General features: G+C 70.0%; 15 protein-coding genes and 1 tRNA gene. 9 read left to right on the forward strand and 7 right to left on the reverse strand.

The genetic code is table 11. The annotated features are described in order from the left end of the window. Positions 1–8 precede the first annotated feature (8 nt). Together ACFVHY_RS00505 and ACFVHY_RS00510 are read left to right on the forward strand one after the other, a co-directional pair. Positions 9–611, forward strand: a complete 603-nt coding sequence (locus ACFVHY_RS00505; RefSeq protein ID WP_137810487.1) for a helix-turn-helix domain-containing protein — start codon at positions 9–11, stop codon at positions 609–611. Positions 612–674: 63 nt separating this feature from the next. Next, on the forward strand, positions 675–1931 hold the full coding sequence (locus ACFVHY_RS00510; RefSeq protein ID WP_390268750.1) for an Ig-like domain-containing protein: 1257 nt from the start codon (positions 675–677) through the stop codon (positions 1929–1931). Positions 1932–1934: 3 nt separating this feature from the next. On the opposite strand, the gene ACFVHY_RS00515 is transcribed toward ACFVHY_RS00510, so the two are convergent. Further along, on the reverse strand, positions 1935–2699 hold the full coding sequence (locus ACFVHY_RS00515; protein WP_269552011.1) for an SDR family NAD(P)-dependent oxidoreductase: 765 nt from the start codon (positions 2697–2699) through the stop codon (positions 1935–1937). A 38-nt stretch (positions 2700–2737) separates the two neighbouring features. Between ACFVHY_RS00515 and ACFVHY_RS00520 the strand changes: the two genes are divergently transcribed. Genes ACFVHY_RS00520 through ACFVHY_RS00530 form a run of 3 tightly spaced genes read left to right on the forward strand, consistent with a single transcriptional unit; the run spans position 2738 to position 5889 of the window. Next, positions 2738–3865: an ROK family transcriptional regulator gene (locus ACFVHY_RS00520; RefSeq protein ID WP_078111687.1), complete on the forward strand. Its 1128-nt coding sequence runs from the start codon at positions 2738–2740 to the stop codon at positions 3863–3865. A gap of 58 nt (positions 3866–3923) precedes the next feature. Then, entirely contained in the window at positions 3924–4733 is an 810-nt protein-coding gene (locus tag ACFVHY_RS00525) for a transglutaminase family protein (protein ID WP_078111686.1), read from the forward strand. Between the two features lie 4 nt (positions 4734–4737). After that, complete coding sequence (locus tag ACFVHY_RS00530) at positions 4738–5889, forward strand: putative zinc-binding metallopeptidase (RefSeq protein ID WP_390266982.1); 1152 nt, start codon at positions 4738–4740, stop codon at positions 5887–5889. Here ACFVHY_RS00530 and otsB read toward each other — a convergent pair. From otsB to ACFVHY_RS00550, 4 genes are all read right to left on the reverse strand, one after another. Continuing rightward, on the reverse strand, positions 5886–6674 hold the full coding sequence (gene otsB, locus ACFVHY_RS00535; protein ID WP_390266985.1) for a trehalose-phosphatase: 789 nt from the start codon (positions 6672–6674) through the stop codon (positions 5886–5888). The genes ACFVHY_RS00530 and otsB overlap by 4 nt on opposite strands. Beyond that, positions 6671–8158 carry a trehalose-6-phosphate synthase gene (locus ACFVHY_RS00540; RefSeq protein ID WP_288815476.1) on the reverse strand — a complete coding sequence of 496 codons (1488 nt, stop codon included), beginning with the start codon at positions 8156–8158 and terminating at the stop codon, positions 6671–6673. Before ACFVHY_RS00540 ends, otsB begins: the two co-directional genes overlap by 4 nt. A 46-nt stretch (positions 8159–8204) precedes the next feature. Continuing rightward, the gene (locus ACFVHY_RS00545; protein WP_165630609.1) at positions 8205–8375 is read right to left on the reverse strand and encodes a hypothetical protein; all 171 of its coding nucleotides are present in this window, start codon (positions 8373–8375) and stop codon (positions 8205–8207) included. 164 nt (positions 8376–8539) lie between these two features. Next, positions 8540–10036 carry a threonine/serine exporter ThrE family protein gene (locus tag ACFVHY_RS00550; protein WP_137810482.1) on the reverse strand — a complete coding sequence of 499 codons (1497 nt, stop codon included), beginning with the start codon at positions 10034–10036 and terminating at the stop codon, positions 8540–8542. Between the two features lie 167 nt (positions 10037–10203). Between ACFVHY_RS00550 and ACFVHY_RS00555 the strand changes: the two genes are divergently transcribed. Further along, on the forward strand, positions 10204–10590 hold the full coding sequence (locus tag ACFVHY_RS00555) for a RidA family protein (RefSeq protein ID WP_058251249.1): 387 nt from the start codon (positions 10204–10206) through the stop codon (positions 10588–10590). 69 nt (positions 10591–10659) lie between these two features. Further along, positions 10660–10734 (forward strand) — tRNA-Thr (locus tag ACFVHY_RS00560). Positions 10735–10805: 71 nt separating this feature from the next. Here the strand turns inward: ACFVHY_RS00560 and ACFVHY_RS00565 are convergent. After that, positions 10806–11159 carry a Fe-S protein gene (locus ACFVHY_RS00565; protein ID WP_065631513.1) on the reverse strand — a complete coding sequence of 118 codons (354 nt, stop codon included), beginning with the start codon at positions 11157–11159 and terminating at the stop codon, positions 10806–10808. Between the two features lie 72 nt (positions 11160–11231). Here ACFVHY_RS00565 and ACFVHY_RS00570 point away from each other — a divergent pair, with 72 nt between their 5' ends. Further along, positions 11232–12869 (forward strand): carboxylesterase/lipase family protein, encoded by a 1638-nt coding sequence (locus ACFVHY_RS00570; RefSeq protein WP_390266991.1) that lies wholly within the window; start codon positions 11232–11234, stop codon positions 12867–12869. Between the two features lie 12 nt (positions 12870–12881). Here the strand turns inward: ACFVHY_RS00570 and ACFVHY_RS00575 are convergent, their stop codons facing one another. Then, a complete protein-coding gene (locus tag ACFVHY_RS00575) occupies positions 12882–16655 on the reverse strand; it encodes a hypothetical protein (protein ID WP_390266994.1) in 3774 nt (1257 codons plus the stop codon). 498 nt (positions 16656–17153) lie between these two features. Here ACFVHY_RS00575 and ACFVHY_RS00580 point away from each other — a divergent pair, with 498 nt between their 5' ends. Next, complete coding sequence (locus ACFVHY_RS00580) at positions 17154–18362, forward strand: winged helix DNA-binding domain-containing protein (protein ID WP_390266996.1); 1209 nt, start codon at positions 17154–17156, stop codon at positions 18360–18362. Positions 18363–18368: the final 6 nt, after the last annotated feature.

Raw genomic sequence — 18368 nt, forward strand, 5'->3', positions numbered from 1 at the left:
TCTTGCCAATGACGCAAGAACTCGACGCGGTGGTCCGCCAGCGCATCCGCGGCCTCCGCATCGCGAGGGGCTGGACGCTCGACGCGCTCGCCGCCCGGTGTTATCTGTCGCCGTCCACACTGAGTCGGATCGAGACCGGACATCGGCGGGTGGCGCTCGACCAGCTCGTGCCGATCGCCCGCGCGCTGGGCACGACCCTGGATCAGCTGGTCGAACCCGCGGACGACACCGACGTCGTGATCCGGCCCCAGCCGCACGAGGTGGAGGGCATGACGATGTGGCTGCTCTCGCGGGAGAACGCCCCACAGGGTGTCACCGTGGCGAAGATGCGGTTCGACCGCGAGCAACCCGTCGGTGACCTGCGCGTCCATCCGGGCTACGAGTGGTTCACGGTGCTGTCGGGAACCGTGAGGCTGTGGCTGGGCGACCGCACGATCCTCGTGCCCGAGGGTGACGCCGCGGAGTTCTCGACGATGATCCCGCATGCCATCTGCGCTTATCAGGGCCCGGCGGAGGTGCTGTCGATGATGGACCACGCCGGCGAGCGCGCGCACCTGCCATCCGTGCGAACCGGACCCGCGGCACGCGACGACGACGCCCCGGACGCCTGACCACCTGCCCCGCGGCCGCACACCACCGATGCGCGGCGGCGCATCGGTACTGTTGTTGCGGTGATGACTCCCCAGACCTCGGTGAACCGACGCTCCGTGCTCGCCGCGGCCGGGGTCGGAGCGCTCGGGGTCGCGGTGGCGGCCTGCTCCGGCTCCGGCCTCGGCCCCGGAGACGACACACCGGCCGACCCGCCGGTCACCCTGACCTTCACCCCGGCCCTCGATGCCGAGCCGGCCACCCCGACCGCCGAGTTCTCGGTCAAGGCGACCGACGGTTCCCTCAACCCCGACGTGAAGCTGACCAACCCGCGCGGCGTCGTGGTGAAGGGTCAGTTGTCAGAGGACCGGACGACCTACACGATCAGCGAGCCCCTCGGTTACGGCACCGAATACACCTGGAGCGGAACGGCGGTGGGTCTCGATCGCAAGGTCGTGCCGGTCGCCGGGACGTTCACCACGTTGCAGCCGTCGAGTCAGGTGAACGTCGTCGTGAACATCGGCGACGGTCAGGAGGTCGGCATCGCGGCGCCGATCATCCTGAAGTTCAACGGGACGGTCGAGGACAAGGAGGCCGTGGAGCGGGCGCTGACCGTCACCACGACACCACCCACCGAGGGGTCGTGGGCGTGGCTCGGCGAGGACAACGGCTCCCGCGTGCACTGGCGCCCCCGCGAGTACTACGCACCCGGCACGAAGGTCAGCATGGCAGCCAAGCTGTACGGCCTCGACCACGGCGGTGGCGCGTACGGCGCGGCCGACGTGACCAGCGACTTCGCCATCGGGCGGGCCCAGGTGGTGAAGGCCGAGGAGTCCTCGCACCGGATCGTGGTGCTCCGCGACGGTGTCGAACTCATGGCGCTGCCGTGCAGCTACGGCGGCGGCGACCTCGACCGGAACGTCACGCGCTCGGGCATCCACGTGGTCACCGAGAAGTACGAAGAGTTCTTCATGAGCAACCCGGCCGCGGGTTACTTCAACATCCGCGAACGCTGGGCCGTGCGGATCTCCAACAACGGCGAGTTCATCCACGCGAACCCGGCGACCGTGAACGTGCAGGGATCGGCGAACGTCACCAACGGATGCATCAACCTGTCGGAGGCCGACGCCGAACGCTACTTCCGGGTCGCGGTCTACGGCGACCCGGTGGAGGTGACCGGGACGCGGATCGCGTTGTCGGAGGCCGACGGCGACATCTACGACTGGATCTACGACTGGGAGACCTGGCAGGGCATGTCGGCCATCAAGGGCGAGGTCCGCGAGACCTCGGTCCCGGCCACGCCCAGCGGGGCGCCCACCTCGAACGCCCCGGCCCCGCGCTAGCCGTTAGCCGGTCTTGATGTTCCGCCGGGCCGAGGCCTGATCGCGCGGCTTGAGGATGATCTGGTCCAGGTTGACGTGCGGCGGCCGGGACGCGACGAACCCGATGACCTCGGCCACGTCCTCGGCGACGAGCGGTGTCAGGCCCTCGTAGACCTTGTCGGCGCGTTCCTGGTCGCCTTCGAAGCGGACGAGGGAGAAGTCGGTCTCGACCATGCCCGGCGCGATCTCGGTGAGCCGGACCGGCTTCCCGAGGAGTTCATAGCGCAGGGTCCGGTGGGTGACACCCTGCGCGTGCTTCGCCGAGGTGTACCCGGCGCCGTTGTCGTAGGCTTCGAACGCCGCGATCGAGGTGACGGAGACGATCAGGCCGTCACCCGACGCGATGAGTGCGGGGAGCAACGCCTTGGTGACCCGCAGGCTCCCCAGCACGTTGGTCTCCCACATCCAGCGCCAGTCGTCGAGGTCGGCGGTCGACACCGGGTCGAGACCCTTGGCGCCACCGGCGTTGTTCACCAGCACGTGCACCGTGTCGAGGCCGTCGACGAAGGCGGCCACGGAATGCTCGTCGGTGACGTCGAGTTGCCTTCCGGTGCCGCCGATCTCGTCGGCCAGCGCGGTCACCCGATCGATCCGGCGCGCCCCCAGCACCACGTGGAAGCCCTGCGAGGCGAGCTGACGCGCGGTGGCCGCGCCGATCCCCGAACTGGCGCCGGTGACCACGGCGATCGGTCGGTTGTCCGTCGACTGGGAGGCGGTGTCGGTGCTCATGGGCTCAACCTTACGGACAGCGCTGCTACATTCGTCGCATGAGTGGGGGAGTGATCCCGGCGGCGCTGCAACTGACCTCCACCCCGGCGGCGGCGGTACTGCATGCGATCCGGGTCGGCGGACCGGTGACGCGGGATCAGCTCGCCGCGACGACGGGTCTGTCGCCGGCCACCATCAACCGTCAGGTGCACGCGCTGGCCGCTCACGGTCTGGTCGTCGAACGCCCCGATCTCGCCGGGCCGAAAGCGATTGGCCGGCCCAAGAATCCGCTGACCATCGACCGCGACTCGCTGTGCGTCGCGGGTATGCACATCGGCGCCCGCCGGACCGTGCTCGTCATCGCCGACCTCGGCGGCCGCACACTGCACAGTCACGCCGTGCTGACGCCGACCGGCGATCAGGAGGACGCGCTCGCGCACCTCAGCGGACTGCTCGCCGAACTCGCGGCCCGGTTCAGCGGACGGCGGGTGCTGTGGGGAGGCGTCGCGGTCGGTGGCGCGGTCGACGCCGAGACCGGGGTGGTGAACCACCGGGTCCTGGGCTGGCATCAACTCGCCGTGGGCGCAACACTTGCCGGGCGTCTCGACACGCCGGTGTCGGTCTGTGAGCACGTCGAGGCGATGGCGGCCGCGGAACTGCTCCTGTCCCACCCGCGTGACGACGGGGGCTCCGGGTTGTTCTTCTACGCCCGCGAAACGGCCGGGATGGCAATGACTCTCGACGGTCGGATACACGTACCCGAACGCGGGGCCGGCACCATCGCGCACTTGCCGGTCACGGCTCCGGTGCTCGCCCCCGGTCTCACCCGGGTCCGGTTGCAGAACGTCATCGGCAACGACGCCGCGGAGGCCGCGGCGCGTCGGCTGGGGATCAGCCCCACGGCGGCCCGGATCGTCGACGAACGGGCCCGCGTGCTCGGCGAATCGGTCGCGCTCATCCGGGATGTGATCAACCCCGATGCCATCGTCGTGGCCGGTGACGCCTTCGCCGCACACCCGCACGGGCTCGCGCCGGTGCAGGCGGCCTTCGACGAGGCGACCACGCTGACCTGGCCGCTGGAGATCGCACCGTCGAGATTCGGTGTGCGCGTGCAGGAGAGCGCAGCGGTGGTGGTGGCGCTCAGCGTCATCTACGCGGATCCGATCGCGGCGATGGCGACGCTGTAGACAGGCCGTCGGCCCGCCTGCCGCTGCCGTCCGCGCCGGTATCCCCTACGGTGTGTCCATGACGCTGCCCCGCGATGTGTCCGCACGGCTCGAACTGCGGGTCGACGACCCCACCGAACTGGAGATGCAGATCACCGTCGCCCGATTGCCCGGCCTCCAGTTGGAGGAAGAACTCAAGGTCGAGTTCGACGGCCAGTGGGTGACGCCGGAAGAGATCATCGGTCCGCACGGTTCCCGGATTCACCGGCTCCAGCTGGAGCGGGGTGTCCTGAACATCGACTACTGGGCGTCGGTCCTCACCCCGGCCGATCCGCTGCCCGTCGACATCACCGACCGCTCGACCTATCTGCGCCCGAGTCGATATGCCGAGTGCGACAAGTTCTTCGGCTTCGCCGCGGGACAGTTCGACGCGTCGCTGCCCGACGGGGAGATCCTGACCCAGGTCGCGGAGTACGTGTCGGACCGGCTCAGCTACATCCCCGGGACGAGTGATCCCATCGACGGTGCCGCCGACACCCTGCTGGCCGGGGCGGGGGTGTGCCGCGACTACGCACACCTCGTCGTCGCGCTGCTGCGGGCGCTGAACATCCCGGCCCGCCTCGTCGCGGTGTACGCCCCGGGATGTTCGCCGATGGATTTCCACGCCGTCGCCGAGGCGATCGTCGACGGTGAGTGGGTGGTCGTCGACGCGACCGGGCTGGCCCCGCGTCAGAGCCTGGTGCGGATCTCGACCGGGCGCGATGCCGCCGACACCGCGTTCCTCGACAACCATCGCGGGTCGATCAACCTCAACTCCTACGAGGTGACGGCGACGGTGCGCGGCGAGCTTCCGATCGACGACGGGAATGCGCGCGTCCGGATAGGGTGAGCGCGTGCATGCGCTCACCTGTCCGGTCTGCAATGCGTTGTCGGGCTTCGATCGTCAGACCTGCCCGAACTGTGCGACGACCGTGGGCGTGCACCTGCCGTCGCGGTCGCTGTACGCGGTCGGGCCGGAGGGGGTCGAGATCGACGCCGGCGCCGGGAGCGGAGCGAGCGGGCCGAGTGAGAAGCGCCTGTGGGTGTGGTGTGCGAATCGTGATCGGACGCAATGCAACTGGTTGACGCTCGCCGAGGTCACCGAGGACAGCATCGGCCTGCGGGGTCGGTGTTTCCCCGAGTCGCTGATCCGGCGTCAGCCCGACGCCGAGGACACGCTCGCGCTCGAGAAGCTCGCGCCGGCATCGTTCGACCTGCGGCTGCTGGTGTACCAACTCGTCGATCTGGGTCTGCCGGTGGAGCCGTTCTGGCGCACCGAGGGCGGCCTGGCCTTCGACCTGTTGTCGAGTCAGACCCTCGGCCGGCCGGTGATGATCGGGCACGCGGGCGGGGTGGTGACCATCGACCTCGCCGAGACCCAGGACGCCTATCGGGAGCGCCTCCGGGTCGACCTCGGCGAGCAGTACCGCACCATGCTGGGTCATTTCCGCCACGAGACCGGGCACTACTACGAACACGTCCTCGTCGAGACCGGCCCGGGCGCGGAACGCTACCTCGACCGGTGCCGGGACCTGTTCGGCGACGAACGCGCGAGCTACGCCGACGCGATCAACCGCCACTATCGGTTCGGGGCACCGGAGAACTGGCGCGAGTCGTACATCTCCGAGTACGCCACGATGCATCCGTGGGAGGACTTCGCCGAGTGCTTCGCGCACTACCTCCACATCACCGGGACCATCGACACCGCCCGGGAATCCGGGCTGAATCTCGACGCGCAGCAGGTCCGGTTCACCATGGACCGTGACATCGTGCCGCTCCGGTCGTACGCCGACGAGCCGATCGAACGGCTGCTCTACGACTGGAAGTGGTTGTCGCTCATGTTGAATCGGGTGAACGTGGCCATGGGGCGCCGGCCGCTCTATCCGTTCACCATCCCCGAGCCCGTCGTGCGCAAACTCGGCTTCGTGCACGAGGTGATCCGGGAGAGTGCGCGGCGGGCGGTGACGACGGACCCGCTCGTCGTCGCACCCGCCCAGCCTGCCTAGCGAGCCGAGGCCGTCCGTGCCCGCTGCTCGGCCACGAACGCGAGAACCGTTGCCACATCGTCGGTGTCGGCGATGCGATAGTCGGCGGCGGTGTCACCTTCACCGACCTTGATGCCGATGTCACCGGTCTGCGGACGCAGGTGGGCGAAGGCCTTCTCGTCGGTGACGTCGTCGCCGAGGTAGATGACCGCGTCGGCGCCGACGGCCGCGCGCAGGGTGTCGAGGGCGTGGCCCTTGCTGGTCTCGATCACCGCGAGTTCGAGAACGGCCTTGCCCTCGGTGGTGTGCACCCCCGGCCAGGAGGCCGGGCCGGTGCGGGCGCGATCGAGCGCGGCGACGGCGTCGGACGCCGACGCGTTACGCACGTGCAGCACCGTGCTCGCCGGTTTGACCTCGACCGTGCTGCCCGGGAATTCCGCTGCGATGGCGCGCAACTCGTCGATCAGACGGGTCAACAGCGCGCGCGCTTCGTCGGTGACCTCGACCGCGAACCCGGACTCGAACTCACTGCCGTGACTACCGACCAGCACGACCGGGGCAGTGAGGCCGGACAGTTCCGCGAGCACGGCCCGTTCGCGGCCGGACACCACGGCGACGACGGTGTCGGGAAGTGCCGCGGCGGCGACGAGAGCGTCGATCGACGCGGGTTCGGGGACGGCGTCCTCGGGACGCGCGACGATCGGCGAGACACATCCGTCGTAGTCGCTGGCCACGAGCAGCACCCCCACGCCGGCGACCCGGACCAGCGCGTCGGTGAGTTCGGCGGGAATCCCGGTGTGGCTCACTCGGGCTCGTCCACCAGATGAACACCCCGGTTGGGCGACAGTTCGGTGTCGGAGTCGGCACCGAGGGTGCCGAGGAAGCTCTCCGCCCACTTCGCGACGTCGTGTGCGAGGACCTGCCTGCGCAGCGCGCGCATGCGCCGCCTGCCCTCGTGTTCGCTCTGTTCGACCGCGGCCTCGATCGCGTCCTTGACGCCGTCGAGGTCGTACGGGTTGGCCTGGTACGCCGAGCGCAGTTCGGCTGCCGCGCCGGTGAACTCGCTGAGGACGAGCGCGCCGCCCAGGTCACCCCGGCAGGCCACGTACTCCTTGGCGACCAGGTTCATGCCGTCACGCAGTGGCGTGACCAGCATGACGTCGGCCGCGACGAAGAAGGCGACGAGTTCCTCACGCGGCACCGGACGGTGCAGGTACTGCACGACCGGCTGGCCCACGCTCGCGTAGGTGCCGTTGATGTTCCCGACGAGTTGCTCGATACCGGCGCGCATCTGCTTGTAGCTCTCGACGCGCTCACGGCTGGGCGTCGCGAGCTGCAGCATCACCGTGTCGGCGGGATCGAGTCGCTCCTCGGCCAGCAACTCGGAGATGGCCTTGAGCCGGACGTCGATGCCTTTGGTGTAGTCGAGCCGGTCGACGCCGAGCATGATCGTCTTCGGATTGCCCAGCTCACGGCGGATCTCGGCGGCGCGCTCCCGGATCTTGCGGGTCTTGGACAGTGCGTCGAGCTCCCCGGAGTCGATCGAGATGGGGAACGCGCCGACGCGCACGGTGCGGAAACCGACCTGCACCACGCCGAAGCGCGAGCGCACGCCGACGGTGCCCTTGCTGGTGGCCTGCCCGGCGAGGCGTCGGGCGAGGAAGAGGAAGTTCTGTGCCCCACCCGGCAGGTGGAATCCGATGAGGTCGGCGCCGAGCAGTCCTTCGACGATCTCGGTCCGCCACGGCATCTGCATGAACAGCTCGACCGGCGGGAACGGGATGTGCAGGAAGAAGCCGATCTTGACGTCGGGCCGCAGCATGCGCAGCATCTTCGGCACCAGTTGGAGCTGGTAATCCTGCACCCAGACGACGGCCCCCTCGCCCGCGGCTCGCGAGGCCGCCTCGGCGAAGCGTCGGTTCACCTCGACGTAGGTGTTCCACCATTCGCGGTGGTACTCGGGCTTGACGATGACGTCGTGGTAGAGCGGCCACAGGGTGGCGTTGGAGAAGCCCTCGTAGTACTCGGCGATCTCTTGCGCCGACAGCGGGACCGCGTGGATGTCGATGCCCTCGATGTCGGGGTTGTCATCGGAGTCGGGAATGCCCGACCAGCCGACCCAGGCCCCGGTGTTGGCGCGCAGGATCGGCTCGAGCGCGGTCACGAGTCCGCCGGGACTCTGCTTCCAGTTGACCGTGCCGTCGGGCAGGACCTCTTTGTCGACGGGCAGGCGGTTCGCGACGACCACGAACTCGGCACCGTCGTGGGTGGACCGGTCGGTGCCGGTCACTCCGGCGGTATCGGGGTTGGTTTCTCCTGCGCGCGGAGCCACCTGCTCAGGCGTTCTCGCCCGGCGCGATCCCCAGCATGGCGAACAGCATCCGGCACTCGTCGGCGTCGGTGGCGTACGCGGCGACGACTCGGCGTGCCGAGTTGGCGGTCTCGTCGGCCACCGGCTCCAGTTCGTCGTCGGTGATGTCGGTCGCGTCGGTGGTCTTCGCGGGCATGTGAGTCCCCTCGTTGTGCGGCATGGTGTGCGGTTCGGTGCGCGATGACGAGGCGCAGCCGTGCGGTGTCTCGGTCCGTTGCTGACTGGAGCGGCCGTCCGATGACACGCCCGACTCCGCATTCTACCCGGACATCGGTGGTGCTCACGGCCACCCGTCCGGCGTCAGCGTCGTGGCGGTGGCGGCCGCCACCGGTTCGCCCGGGCCCGTCGTGCCGCCGCGTCGGCCTGCCGCGCCTCACGGGCTTCGCGCAGGGCGATCCTTCGGCGGAGGCGCCAGTCCGGACGGGGTGGCAGCTGAGGGCGACGCAGCGACCGGGCGACGAACTCGCCCAGCGTGACCCCCGCAGCGAGGGCGCAGCCGATGGCCAGCGCGTTCGCGATCCAGGTGAATCCGTCGAGCGTCTGGTCGCCGAGGATGCCGTAGAGGCCGCGATACACCGCGAGACCGGGCAGCAGCGGGGTGATGCCGGCCACCGCGACGACCAGCGGCGGGGTCAACGCGCGGCGTGCCAGCAGGCCGCCGATCAGTCCGACGAACGCCGCCGCGAGACCGTTGGCGATGACGTCGCCGATGTCGGTGAACGTCGAGGCCGCCGCGACCGCGGTGCCGATGAAACCGCCGAGGAACGCCACGCCGAGGGCGCGCGTCTCGGCGTAGCTGGCCAGCGCGTAGGCGCAGGCGGCGACCGCGCCGGCGATCACCCGGATCGGCAGTTCGACGACCTCGAAGCTGGTGGTCGTGGTGATCGTGGGCAGGAAGATGCCGCCCGCCTCCAGGATTCGGATCGCGACGCCGACACCGGCGATGATGCCGCCGGTCATCAGCAGCAACTCGAAGAACCGGGCGACACCGGTGATCGGTGCGCCGGTGATCGCGTCCTGGACCGAGCCGACAAGGGACAACCCCGAGAGCAACACGACGATGCCGGCCGCGATGACCTGCGACGGCGCGATCTGCACACCGAGTCGTTCGGCCGCGGCGAAGACCAGGGCGGCCGGGACCACCGCGATGAAACCGCCGGTCAGCTGCTGGAAGAAGACCGGTGTCCCGATGCGGTTGAGCCAGCGGTTGACGGTGACCGTCACCACGGTCGTCAGGAAGGCGAGCGCGGCGACGAGGTATTCGCCGCCGAGGAGTACCGCGATGCCCGACGCCATGATCCCCCAGGCGGTCGTGGCCAGCCAGTGCGGATAGGGGTGCGGCGCGGTGATGATCTCGTCGACCATCTGGTGCGCGGTGGACGGGCTGATGAACGAATCGCGGATGCGACGGACGAGCCGGTCGACCTGCGCGAGCCGGGTGAAGTCCATCGACCGGTAGTAGACCTGCTCCATGGTCGTGATCGGCGGGAGCGTCGCGCCGCGCCGCGCGCTGACGACGATCGTGTTGTAGGTGACGTCGACGTCGACGTCCTCGAGGCCGTACACGCCGGCGACGAACTTGATCTGCGTCTGGGTGTCGATGGCTCCCGTGCCCGAGTCGAGCAGCACCGCCCCGATCTTGGTGGCGAGGTCGAGGACCTCGGTGATGGCCGCGACGTCGAACGGTTCGATCGGCTTACGCGGCGACACCATGATGCTGCCCGGTTCGATGGTGTCGATCGTCGCCTGCCGGCTGCCGCTGAGCCGACGCAGGACACGGCCGATCTGTTCGCGCACGCAGGCCTCCTCGGGTCTATGGTGGAGTGCTCGCGGGGTAACCGACACCCGGCCGGTTCAACCCTGACAGGAGACTGGATACACCTCCTTCGTCCGGACGACTCCGGCAGGGTCGGCGGAGGAGCCGACGGCGGTGGTGACCGGGGTTGCTCGTCTACGATCGCGGCATGTCCTCGGTACAGATCAACGGTCCGCGAGACGGCCACACCCGCAGTGCCACGGTGAGTCCCGGAAGTCTCGTCTTCACGGCCGGTGCGGCCCCCATCGACGACGACGGCGCGACCGTCGCACCCGGGAACGTCCGCGAACAGGCCGTGCAGTGCATGAGAAACCTCGAGGCCGCGCTGATCGAGTCCGGCGCGACGCTGCGCGACGTCGCGAAGGTCACCGTCTTCGTCGCCGAACACCTGCAGGCCGATCTGGTGGTCGCGTGGGACGCGGTGACCGAGGCCTTCGGCGACCACAAGCCGGCCGGCAGCCTGCTGGGCGTCTCGGTGCTCGCCTACGACGATCAGCTGGTGGAGATCGAAGCGGTCGCGGCCATCCGGGGCTGATCGCGGCCCGGCCGGTCCGCCGGGTGCGGATGAAGCGGAAGAGGTGCGGCCGATATACTCGCCCCGCGCGCCTCCTTAGCTCAGTGGTAGAGCACTCGCCTTGTAAGCGAGCGGTCGTCGGTTCAATCCCGACAGGGGGCTCCACGCACGAACGCCGCGCACCTCTTCCGGTGCGCGGCGTCTGTCGTCTCGCGGGTTCGGCTCGCCGGCCCGGGCTACCAGATCACGGCGAGGCCCGCGGCCAGCAGGGACAGGGCGCCGACGGACCAGAACAGGGCGCGCGGTACGGGTTCGCCGGTGCGCTTCTGCCGGGCACTGCCCATGCCGAGGATCCCGCCGAGGACGAGCAGGATCACCAGCTTGATGCCGATCTTCGGGTAGTTCAGCTCGATACCGGCCGGCCACGGAGCCGCGAGCGCGAGCCCGGTCAGCAGGGACAGCAGGAGTCCGTAGTCCATCACGCGGGTGAACCGGAACTCGCGAGCCACGAGTTGGGTGACCCAGCCGCCGAAGGTCACGGCGAAGCCGATGATGTGCAGGAAGATTACGACGTTGCGTAGTAGCTCCATGCGGTCACCATACCCAGCAGACACGGCCGAGTTCTGGATTACGAGAACAGGTTCACGGTGCACGATGGACGGATGAAGCACGACGAACCGGGCACCTCCGCCAACTCGACGTCCCCGACCGACGGCGTGGCTCCGGACGGGACCCGCCCAACGGCCCAGACCCGGGTCGGCACCTTCCGCGGGGTAGCCGGGGAACGGGCCGACGTGTGGCGGGGCATCCGGTACGCCCGTCCGCCCGTGGGGGAGTTGCGCTGGCGCCGTGCGGTTCCCCTCGAGGAGGCCGATGCGCCCGAGGACGTGGTGGATGCCTCGACCTTCGGCGCGGTCTGCCCGCAACAACTCAACCCCGCCGTGCGTCTAGGTCCCGATGTGGTCATGGACGAGGACTGCCTGTTCCTCAACGTCTGGACCCCGCCGGGGGCCGCGGAGCACGCCGACGACGCCGTCGGACTCCCGGTCATGGTGTGGCTGCACGGCGGCGCCTACGTGCTGGGGTCGGGAGCCCAGCCGTTCTACGAGGGTTCGAACCTCGCCGCCACCGGCGACGTGGTCGTCGTGACGCTGAACTACCGGCTCGGTGTGCTCGGGTTCGCCGACCTGTCGTCGATCGACCCGCGGTTCGAGTCGAATGCCGGCCTCAGCGACGTACTCACCGCGTTGCGCTGGGTCCGCGACCACATCGCCGCCTTCGGCGGTGATCCCGACAAGGTGACGGTGTTCGGCGAGTCGGCCGGCGCGGGACTGGTCACCGCGCTGCTCACCATGCCGGCCGCGGCGGGGCTCTTCGGCCGGGCCATCGCGCAGAGTTCGCCCGTGACGTCGATGTACGGCGCCGACCGGGCCGCGCGGGTCGCCGACCAACTGCTCGAGGTCGCCGGGATCGACGCCGGTGAACTCGACACCGGCGAGATCGTCGGGCGTCTCGAACAACTCGACGGCATGACGTGTTCGGCGATCACCACCACGCTGTTCGAGAAGGTCCCCACCGAGGTGCCGGGGACCATCGCGTTCGCGCCGGTCATCGACGGCGATCTGCTGCCCGAACATCCCCTCGACGTCTATCGCGCGGGTCGGGCGCATCCGGTGCCGCTGATCATCGGGACCAACCGCGACGAGGCGAATCTCTTCAAATACATGAAGTCGCCACTGATGCCGATCACCACCGCCGACATCGAGCGCATGTTCGCCGGGATGGCGAAGGAGTATCCGGACGTCGTCCTGCCCGAACGTGCGCAGGTGCTCTCCGCGTATTCCGGTCTGCGCCCGAAGGTCACCGGGCTCGGCGTCGCGCGTGACGTGGCGTTCCGCATGCCCACGCTGTGGCTCGCGGAGGCGCATGCGCGTTCGGCGCCGGTCTATGTGTACCGCTACGACTGGACGACGCGGATGTTCCGGCTGCTCGGTCTGGGGGCCGCCCATGCGACCGAGGTCCCGTACGTGTGGGGGAATCTGGGCAACGGGCCGAAGGACATCACGTTCTTGCTCGGCGGACGTAAGCAGGGAGAAGCGTTGTCGGAGAGGATGATCCGACGGTGGACCGCATTCGCACACGGTCAGGAGCCGGACGCCGGGGCGCTCGGGGATCCCTGGCCGACCTACGACACCGGCCATCGCCCGGTGTTGCGGATCGACGCCGAGGACCGGGTCGTGCAGAACCTCGACGGCGCGATCTGGGAGGCGTGGGGCGACGAGGTGCTCGGCTTCCGCTGAGCCGCAACGGCTTCAGTCCCGACGGCAGTCCGCGCGAGCGTCGATGTGCGGGAGATAGGCGTCGCGCTGGGCGTCGGTGACGGGTGCGGTGCTGGCGCAGATCCAGTCGCGGGCTTCGTCGAGATCGAGCGTGTGCAGGTAGACGTTCCCGGTGGTGTCACCGCCGGAGATGATGTCCTCGTCGGTGGGGAGTTGGGCGGGTAGTTGCCAGGTGGTGGTCGTGTCGGTGGTCGCGAGCAGCGTCCCGACCGATTGCGGGTCGGTGAGCCGGCCGTCGTCGTCGAGGGCGAAACTGATCAGCTCGTGCGTCGCGGTACCCACCGTGAGGCGGTTCGGCGCGACGGACACCGTCGAGGCGAACATGTCCTCCTCCCGGTCGATCAGTTCGGGTTCGGCGTCCGTGCCGGCCGGCGGGAGCCGCCACGTGGAGAGGTCGCGGGAGGCGACCACCAGCACATCGCCGTCGAATACGGCCTGGGCGGCCGGCGCCTCGGCGGTGATGACGTCGACCGGGTCCGCGCCCGGCGACGTCAGGTCGTACAGGTAGACGCGTTTGTCGTCGGAGGTGACCGCGAGCCGCGCGCCGTCGGAGCTGAAGGCGACGTTGCGGATGAGGTCGGTGGGTCCGCGCAGCGGTGCGCCCACGCGTCGCGGGGAGCCGGGCACCGAGGTGTCCCACAGGGCCACGGTGGTGTCGGTGTCTCCGGTCGCGAGCAGATGGCCCGACGGCGCGAAGGCGACCGGGAACGAATAGCGGGTGGCGACGTCGAGGGCCGCGGCGCGTCGCGGGGCCGCGGTGTCGGTGATGTCCCACAACTCGACGAGCCCGCCGTTGTTGTTGGCGGTCGCGGCGAGGGTGCCGGGGCCGTTGAGGCTGACCCGCGGATGGTCGTTGACCCGACGCTGGATGGGCGTGCGCGATCGCAGGGTGAGGCCGTCGGACATCGTCCACAGGTTCAGGGTGGTGTCGGCGCCGACCGTCGCCAGGACTCGTTGCGCGTCGTCGGTGTCCACGCCGGTGATGGTCCCGCCCCGGTCGGGTTCGGTTCGGCCGGGCAGGCTCCAGACGTCGATCGTCCCGTCGGAGCGACCGGAGACGAGTTGGCGGCCGCTGGGGTCGAACCGGGCCGCGAAGGTCCGCACCGAGCCCTGTTCGGAGGTCGTCTGCAGCGCCCACTGCAGGATCGGCGAGGCCGGGTTCGCGGTGTTCCACACCCGGACCAGGCCGTCGGCGCGGGCGGAGGCCAACTGCGCACCCGAACCGTCGAAAGCGATCGACCACGACCCGGCCGTGCTGTTGGGCAGCGACGTGCTCAGCGGGCGGGGTGCGAGCGGGTCGGCCACGTCCCAGAGTTGGGTGTTCGGACTGTCGCCGGTGATCGCCAGCGAGCGGCTGTCCGGGCTGAACGCGACGGCATGGGTGATGCTGGGGAAGCCGGTCAGCGGCCCACCCAGCGGCTGCGGCGATTCGCCGGTCGTCCACAGCCGGACGGTCCGGTCGTCGCCGCCGCTGGCCAGGACGCGTCCGTCGGGGCTGAAGGAGAGGGTGCGCGCCGCGGCGGTGTGGCCGCGCAGGACGGCCGTCTCCCGGATCGCTCCGGTCGGTGAGACGGCGTACATCGTGATCGTGCCGTCGTCGGACGATGCGGCCAGGGTCCGGCCGTCGGCGGAGAACCGCACCATGTAGACGGTGCCGTGGCCCGGGGACACCGTCGTCGCCAGCCGCGGGTTCGGTGCGTCGGTCAGGTCCCACATCCGGACGGAACCGTCCCCGCTGCTGCTCGCCAGCAGTTGCCGGGTCGGGTGGAAGTCGGTGCTGGTGACGTAGTTGCCGAAGCCGCGCAGGACCGCGATCTCGCGATAGTCCGACGAGCCGGACCGGGCCCAGACGCGCACGGTCCGGTCGCCGCTCGCCGATGCGAGCTGCGTGCCCGTCCGGTTGAACGACAGGTCGTAGACCGGGCCGGTATGGCCGGTCAGCGGGGCCACCAGGGGCGTCGTCGCGGCGCCGCGCAAGCGGCTCTGGACGGTCGGGTCGTCGGGATAGACCTCGTGGGCGACGAGCAACAGTCGCGCGGCCAGCGACGGGTTGGAGTACTGGATGCTGTCGATGTGCGACAACAGAGCCGATCGTTCGGCGGCGTTGCGCTGTTGGCGCAGGTCGTGGGCCTGCCGGAAGCCGATGGCGGCGGTGATGGACGCCGCGATGGCCAGCACGACGATCACCGACACCGCGCCGACGCGCGTGATGCGGCGCCGCTGCTGCATGGCGACCGCGGCGTCGAGGAAGGCGTCGTTCTCGTTGCTCAGCAGATGCAGGTAGTCGCTGCGCAGGGTTCGTCGCCGGCGCTTGGCGTCCTCGAGGCGGGACCCGGTGTAGAGGAACGACCGGCCGCGCCCGTTGGCCAGCCACGCCGCGGTGTCGGCGTCGACCTGCTGGCGCCAGAGGTGGTTGTCGGTGTCGTCGGCGATCCACTCGGCCAGACGCGGCCAGGCGGTGAGCACCACGTCGTGCACGAGCATCACCGAGTCGGTGGACACCGTGAGCAGCCTGGCCTGGGCGAATTCGTCGATGACGGTCGCGACCTCGGGCGGGAACCGGTTCGCGATGGTCGACGTGGAGAGTGGCACGCGCAGCGCGATGCCGGCCGGCCCGACGTGCACCAGGGCGAGGAGGACCGCGCGTGCGAGATCCCGATGACGCGGATCGATCGCCGCCCAGGCCGTCTCGGCGGTGTCGGCGACCGCGCGGGCGATACCGCCGGTGGCCCGGTACCCGGACAGGGTCATGCGGTTACCGGTGCGGCGTGCCCAGGTCGCCTGGAGAACGTGCGCCAGCAACGGGAGGCGGCCGGCGCGGTCACCGCCGGTCGACGCCTCGTACAGCTCGGTGATCATCACGTCGGCGAGTCCGGTCTCGATGCGGCCGCCGGCGAGTCGGACGGGCGCGGTGATCACCTCGCGCAACTGCGTGCGGGTCATCTCCGAGACGATCACGCAGCGGTGCTGCCACGCGTCGGCGAGGAACGGGTGCTCGACGCACTGACTGAAGAAGTCGGCGCGCACGCCGACCACGACCACGACGTCGGACGCCAGTTCTTCGACCTCGCGCAGCGTCTCGGTCCGCAGCGGGTCCTCGAGCGAGAAGACGTTCTCGAACTGGTCGATGACGATGACCGCCTCCCCGGTCGTCGCGGCCGGCGCATCGGTGGCTCCCGGCACGTCCGGGTCGGCGATGACGAGCCCGCTCGGGGTGATCTCGCCGAGTCGGGGCGACGACAATCGTGCGTCCCGGGCGAGACCGGCACGGAGCAGTGACGACTTGCCCGATCCCGAGACCCCGGTGACCACCACCAGCCGCGACGCGGGGGACAGCGGCGGCGGTCCGGAGCGGGCCGACAGGATCGCATCGACGAGGGTGCCGACGACGTCGTCCCGGCCGAAGTACATCTGACTGTCGGCCGCGGTGAGGGTCGCGAGGCCGGGGAACGGCCGGGCATGCTGCGGTGCGGGCGGCTCGGCGGTGGGGGTCTCGTCGGGCGTCCGGCGGTCCCACATCTCCCGCCACTGCGGGATGGTCAGGACGTCGTCGGTCCCGGCGGCGACGGCGCGTGCGGTCAGCCAGACGAGCAGCGGTTCGACCGTCGCGAAGTCGCGGGGGAGATGACGGCCGTTACGCCAGTCACTGATCCGCTGCGCCGAGACCCGGGCCCGTGTCGCCGCGGCGCGCAGCGTGGGCCGGCCGGCTTGCACGAACAGTCGCGTGAGTGCCTGACCGAAATCCACTCAGCTGTCCTTGTGCTCGCCCCGACAGATCGACCGCACCATCATGCGATAGCCGATCCCGCCGCGCCACCATCGGCGATCCGATGTGGTGACGGCCACACCGCGGACCGCGGATCACCGGACGTGCCGCCGGATCCGGAACCGGTTCTGTCCGGTCCGGATAGTCCGTTAGGGGCGTGATCTGCGCTTATGTGCCGGTTTCCGGAACGGGGGTGGAGTGGGTCGCGTTCGTGGGGTCTGCTGGTGGGGCGCAACTCGACGGGGGTCGGGAAGCGCACAGGTTGCGTCGGTCGAAGGACACACCGAAAGTGTCGCGAAACACTGCCCGTCGGGGGCTGTGTGTCGTTCGGCCCACACGACCGCGCGGGTGCCGGACACCGGGTCGACGGGGGTCGGCGGTCTCCGGCACCCGCGTCCCCTCCTCGCCTGCCGGGTCACCCGTGGTGTCGGCTCCGATCACTACGATCTGTCCATGCGACCACCCCGGGTGCCCGTGCGATGAGCCGCCGCCTGTCGATCACCGACGCGCAACGCCGCGCTCGCCTCATGCGCCGGCAACACCTCGATGTCTCGTCCCGAGCCGCCGACCCCGTCGAAGCCGCCGCCACGATGGTCGGTTTGCACGCCACCACACCGTCGACCGTTTACCTGGCCGCATGGGCCCGGGTCGGTCCGGAGCTCACGCGCGAGTCCGTCGACGCCGCCCTCTACGACGACCGGTCGCTCGTCAAGCACCTCGCGATGCGTCGCACGTTGTTCGTCTTCCCGCGGGACATCCTGGCCGAGTCCGTCGGAGCCCTCGGGCCGCGGATCTCGGCGTCGGAACGTACCAACATGTTGCGCGACCTCCGGCGCAGTCCCGACTTCGACGACCCGGAGGGCTGGATCGAGACCGCGCGGCAGGCGGTCCTGGCCGAACTCGCCGGTGGTGAGTCGCTGACCTCCACCGAACTCCGCGAGCGTCTGCCCGCACTCGACGGCTACATCAGCCACGGCGTGGGCACCACGTGGGCGGGACGCGCCCCGATGGGGCCGCGCGTGCTCAACATGCTCGACGCCGAGGGGGCGATCGTCCGCGGACCCAACCGGCTGCGCTGGCATCTGTCGCGGCCGGCGTGGACGTCCATGCCGCTCTGGCTCGGCGAGGACCTGTCGTCGATGAGCGTCCACGACGGGCACTGCGCGCTGATCGGACGCTGGCTGCGGACCTACGGACCCGGCACCGAGACGGACCTGGTGTGGTGGCTGGGGTCGACCAAGACCGCGGTGCGCGCGGCGCTGGCCGAACTCGAGACCGTCCAGGTCGACCTGGAGGGTGGCGGAGTCGGCCACGTCCTGCCCGACGATCTACCCGAGGGCACCGGGGCCGACGGCATGGGGGACGAGCCGGTCGAACCGCAGGCCGTGCTCCTGCCGGAACTCGACCCGACCACCATGGGTTACAAGGAGCGCGGCTTCTATCTCGGCGGCCACGCGCCGCAGGTCTTCGACTCCGCGGGCAACGGTGGCCAGACCGCCTGGTGGGATGGTCGCATCGTCGGTGGCTGGTATCGCCGCGCCGACTCGACGATCGACGTCGTCCCGCTCGAACCGTTGTCAAGGGAAGCGCGTCGGGCTCTCGATGCCCGGGCCGAGGAGCTCGCGGCGTGGCTGGGGGACGAACCACTGAAGACCGGCTACGCCGCGCCGTATGCGAAAGGGTTGTAGGTCGAT

Source organism: Gordonia sp. NPDC127522 (assembly GCF_042672305.1).
GTDB lineage: Bacteria > Actinomycetota > Actinomycetes > Mycobacteriales > Mycobacteriaceae > Gordonia > Gordonia hongkongensis.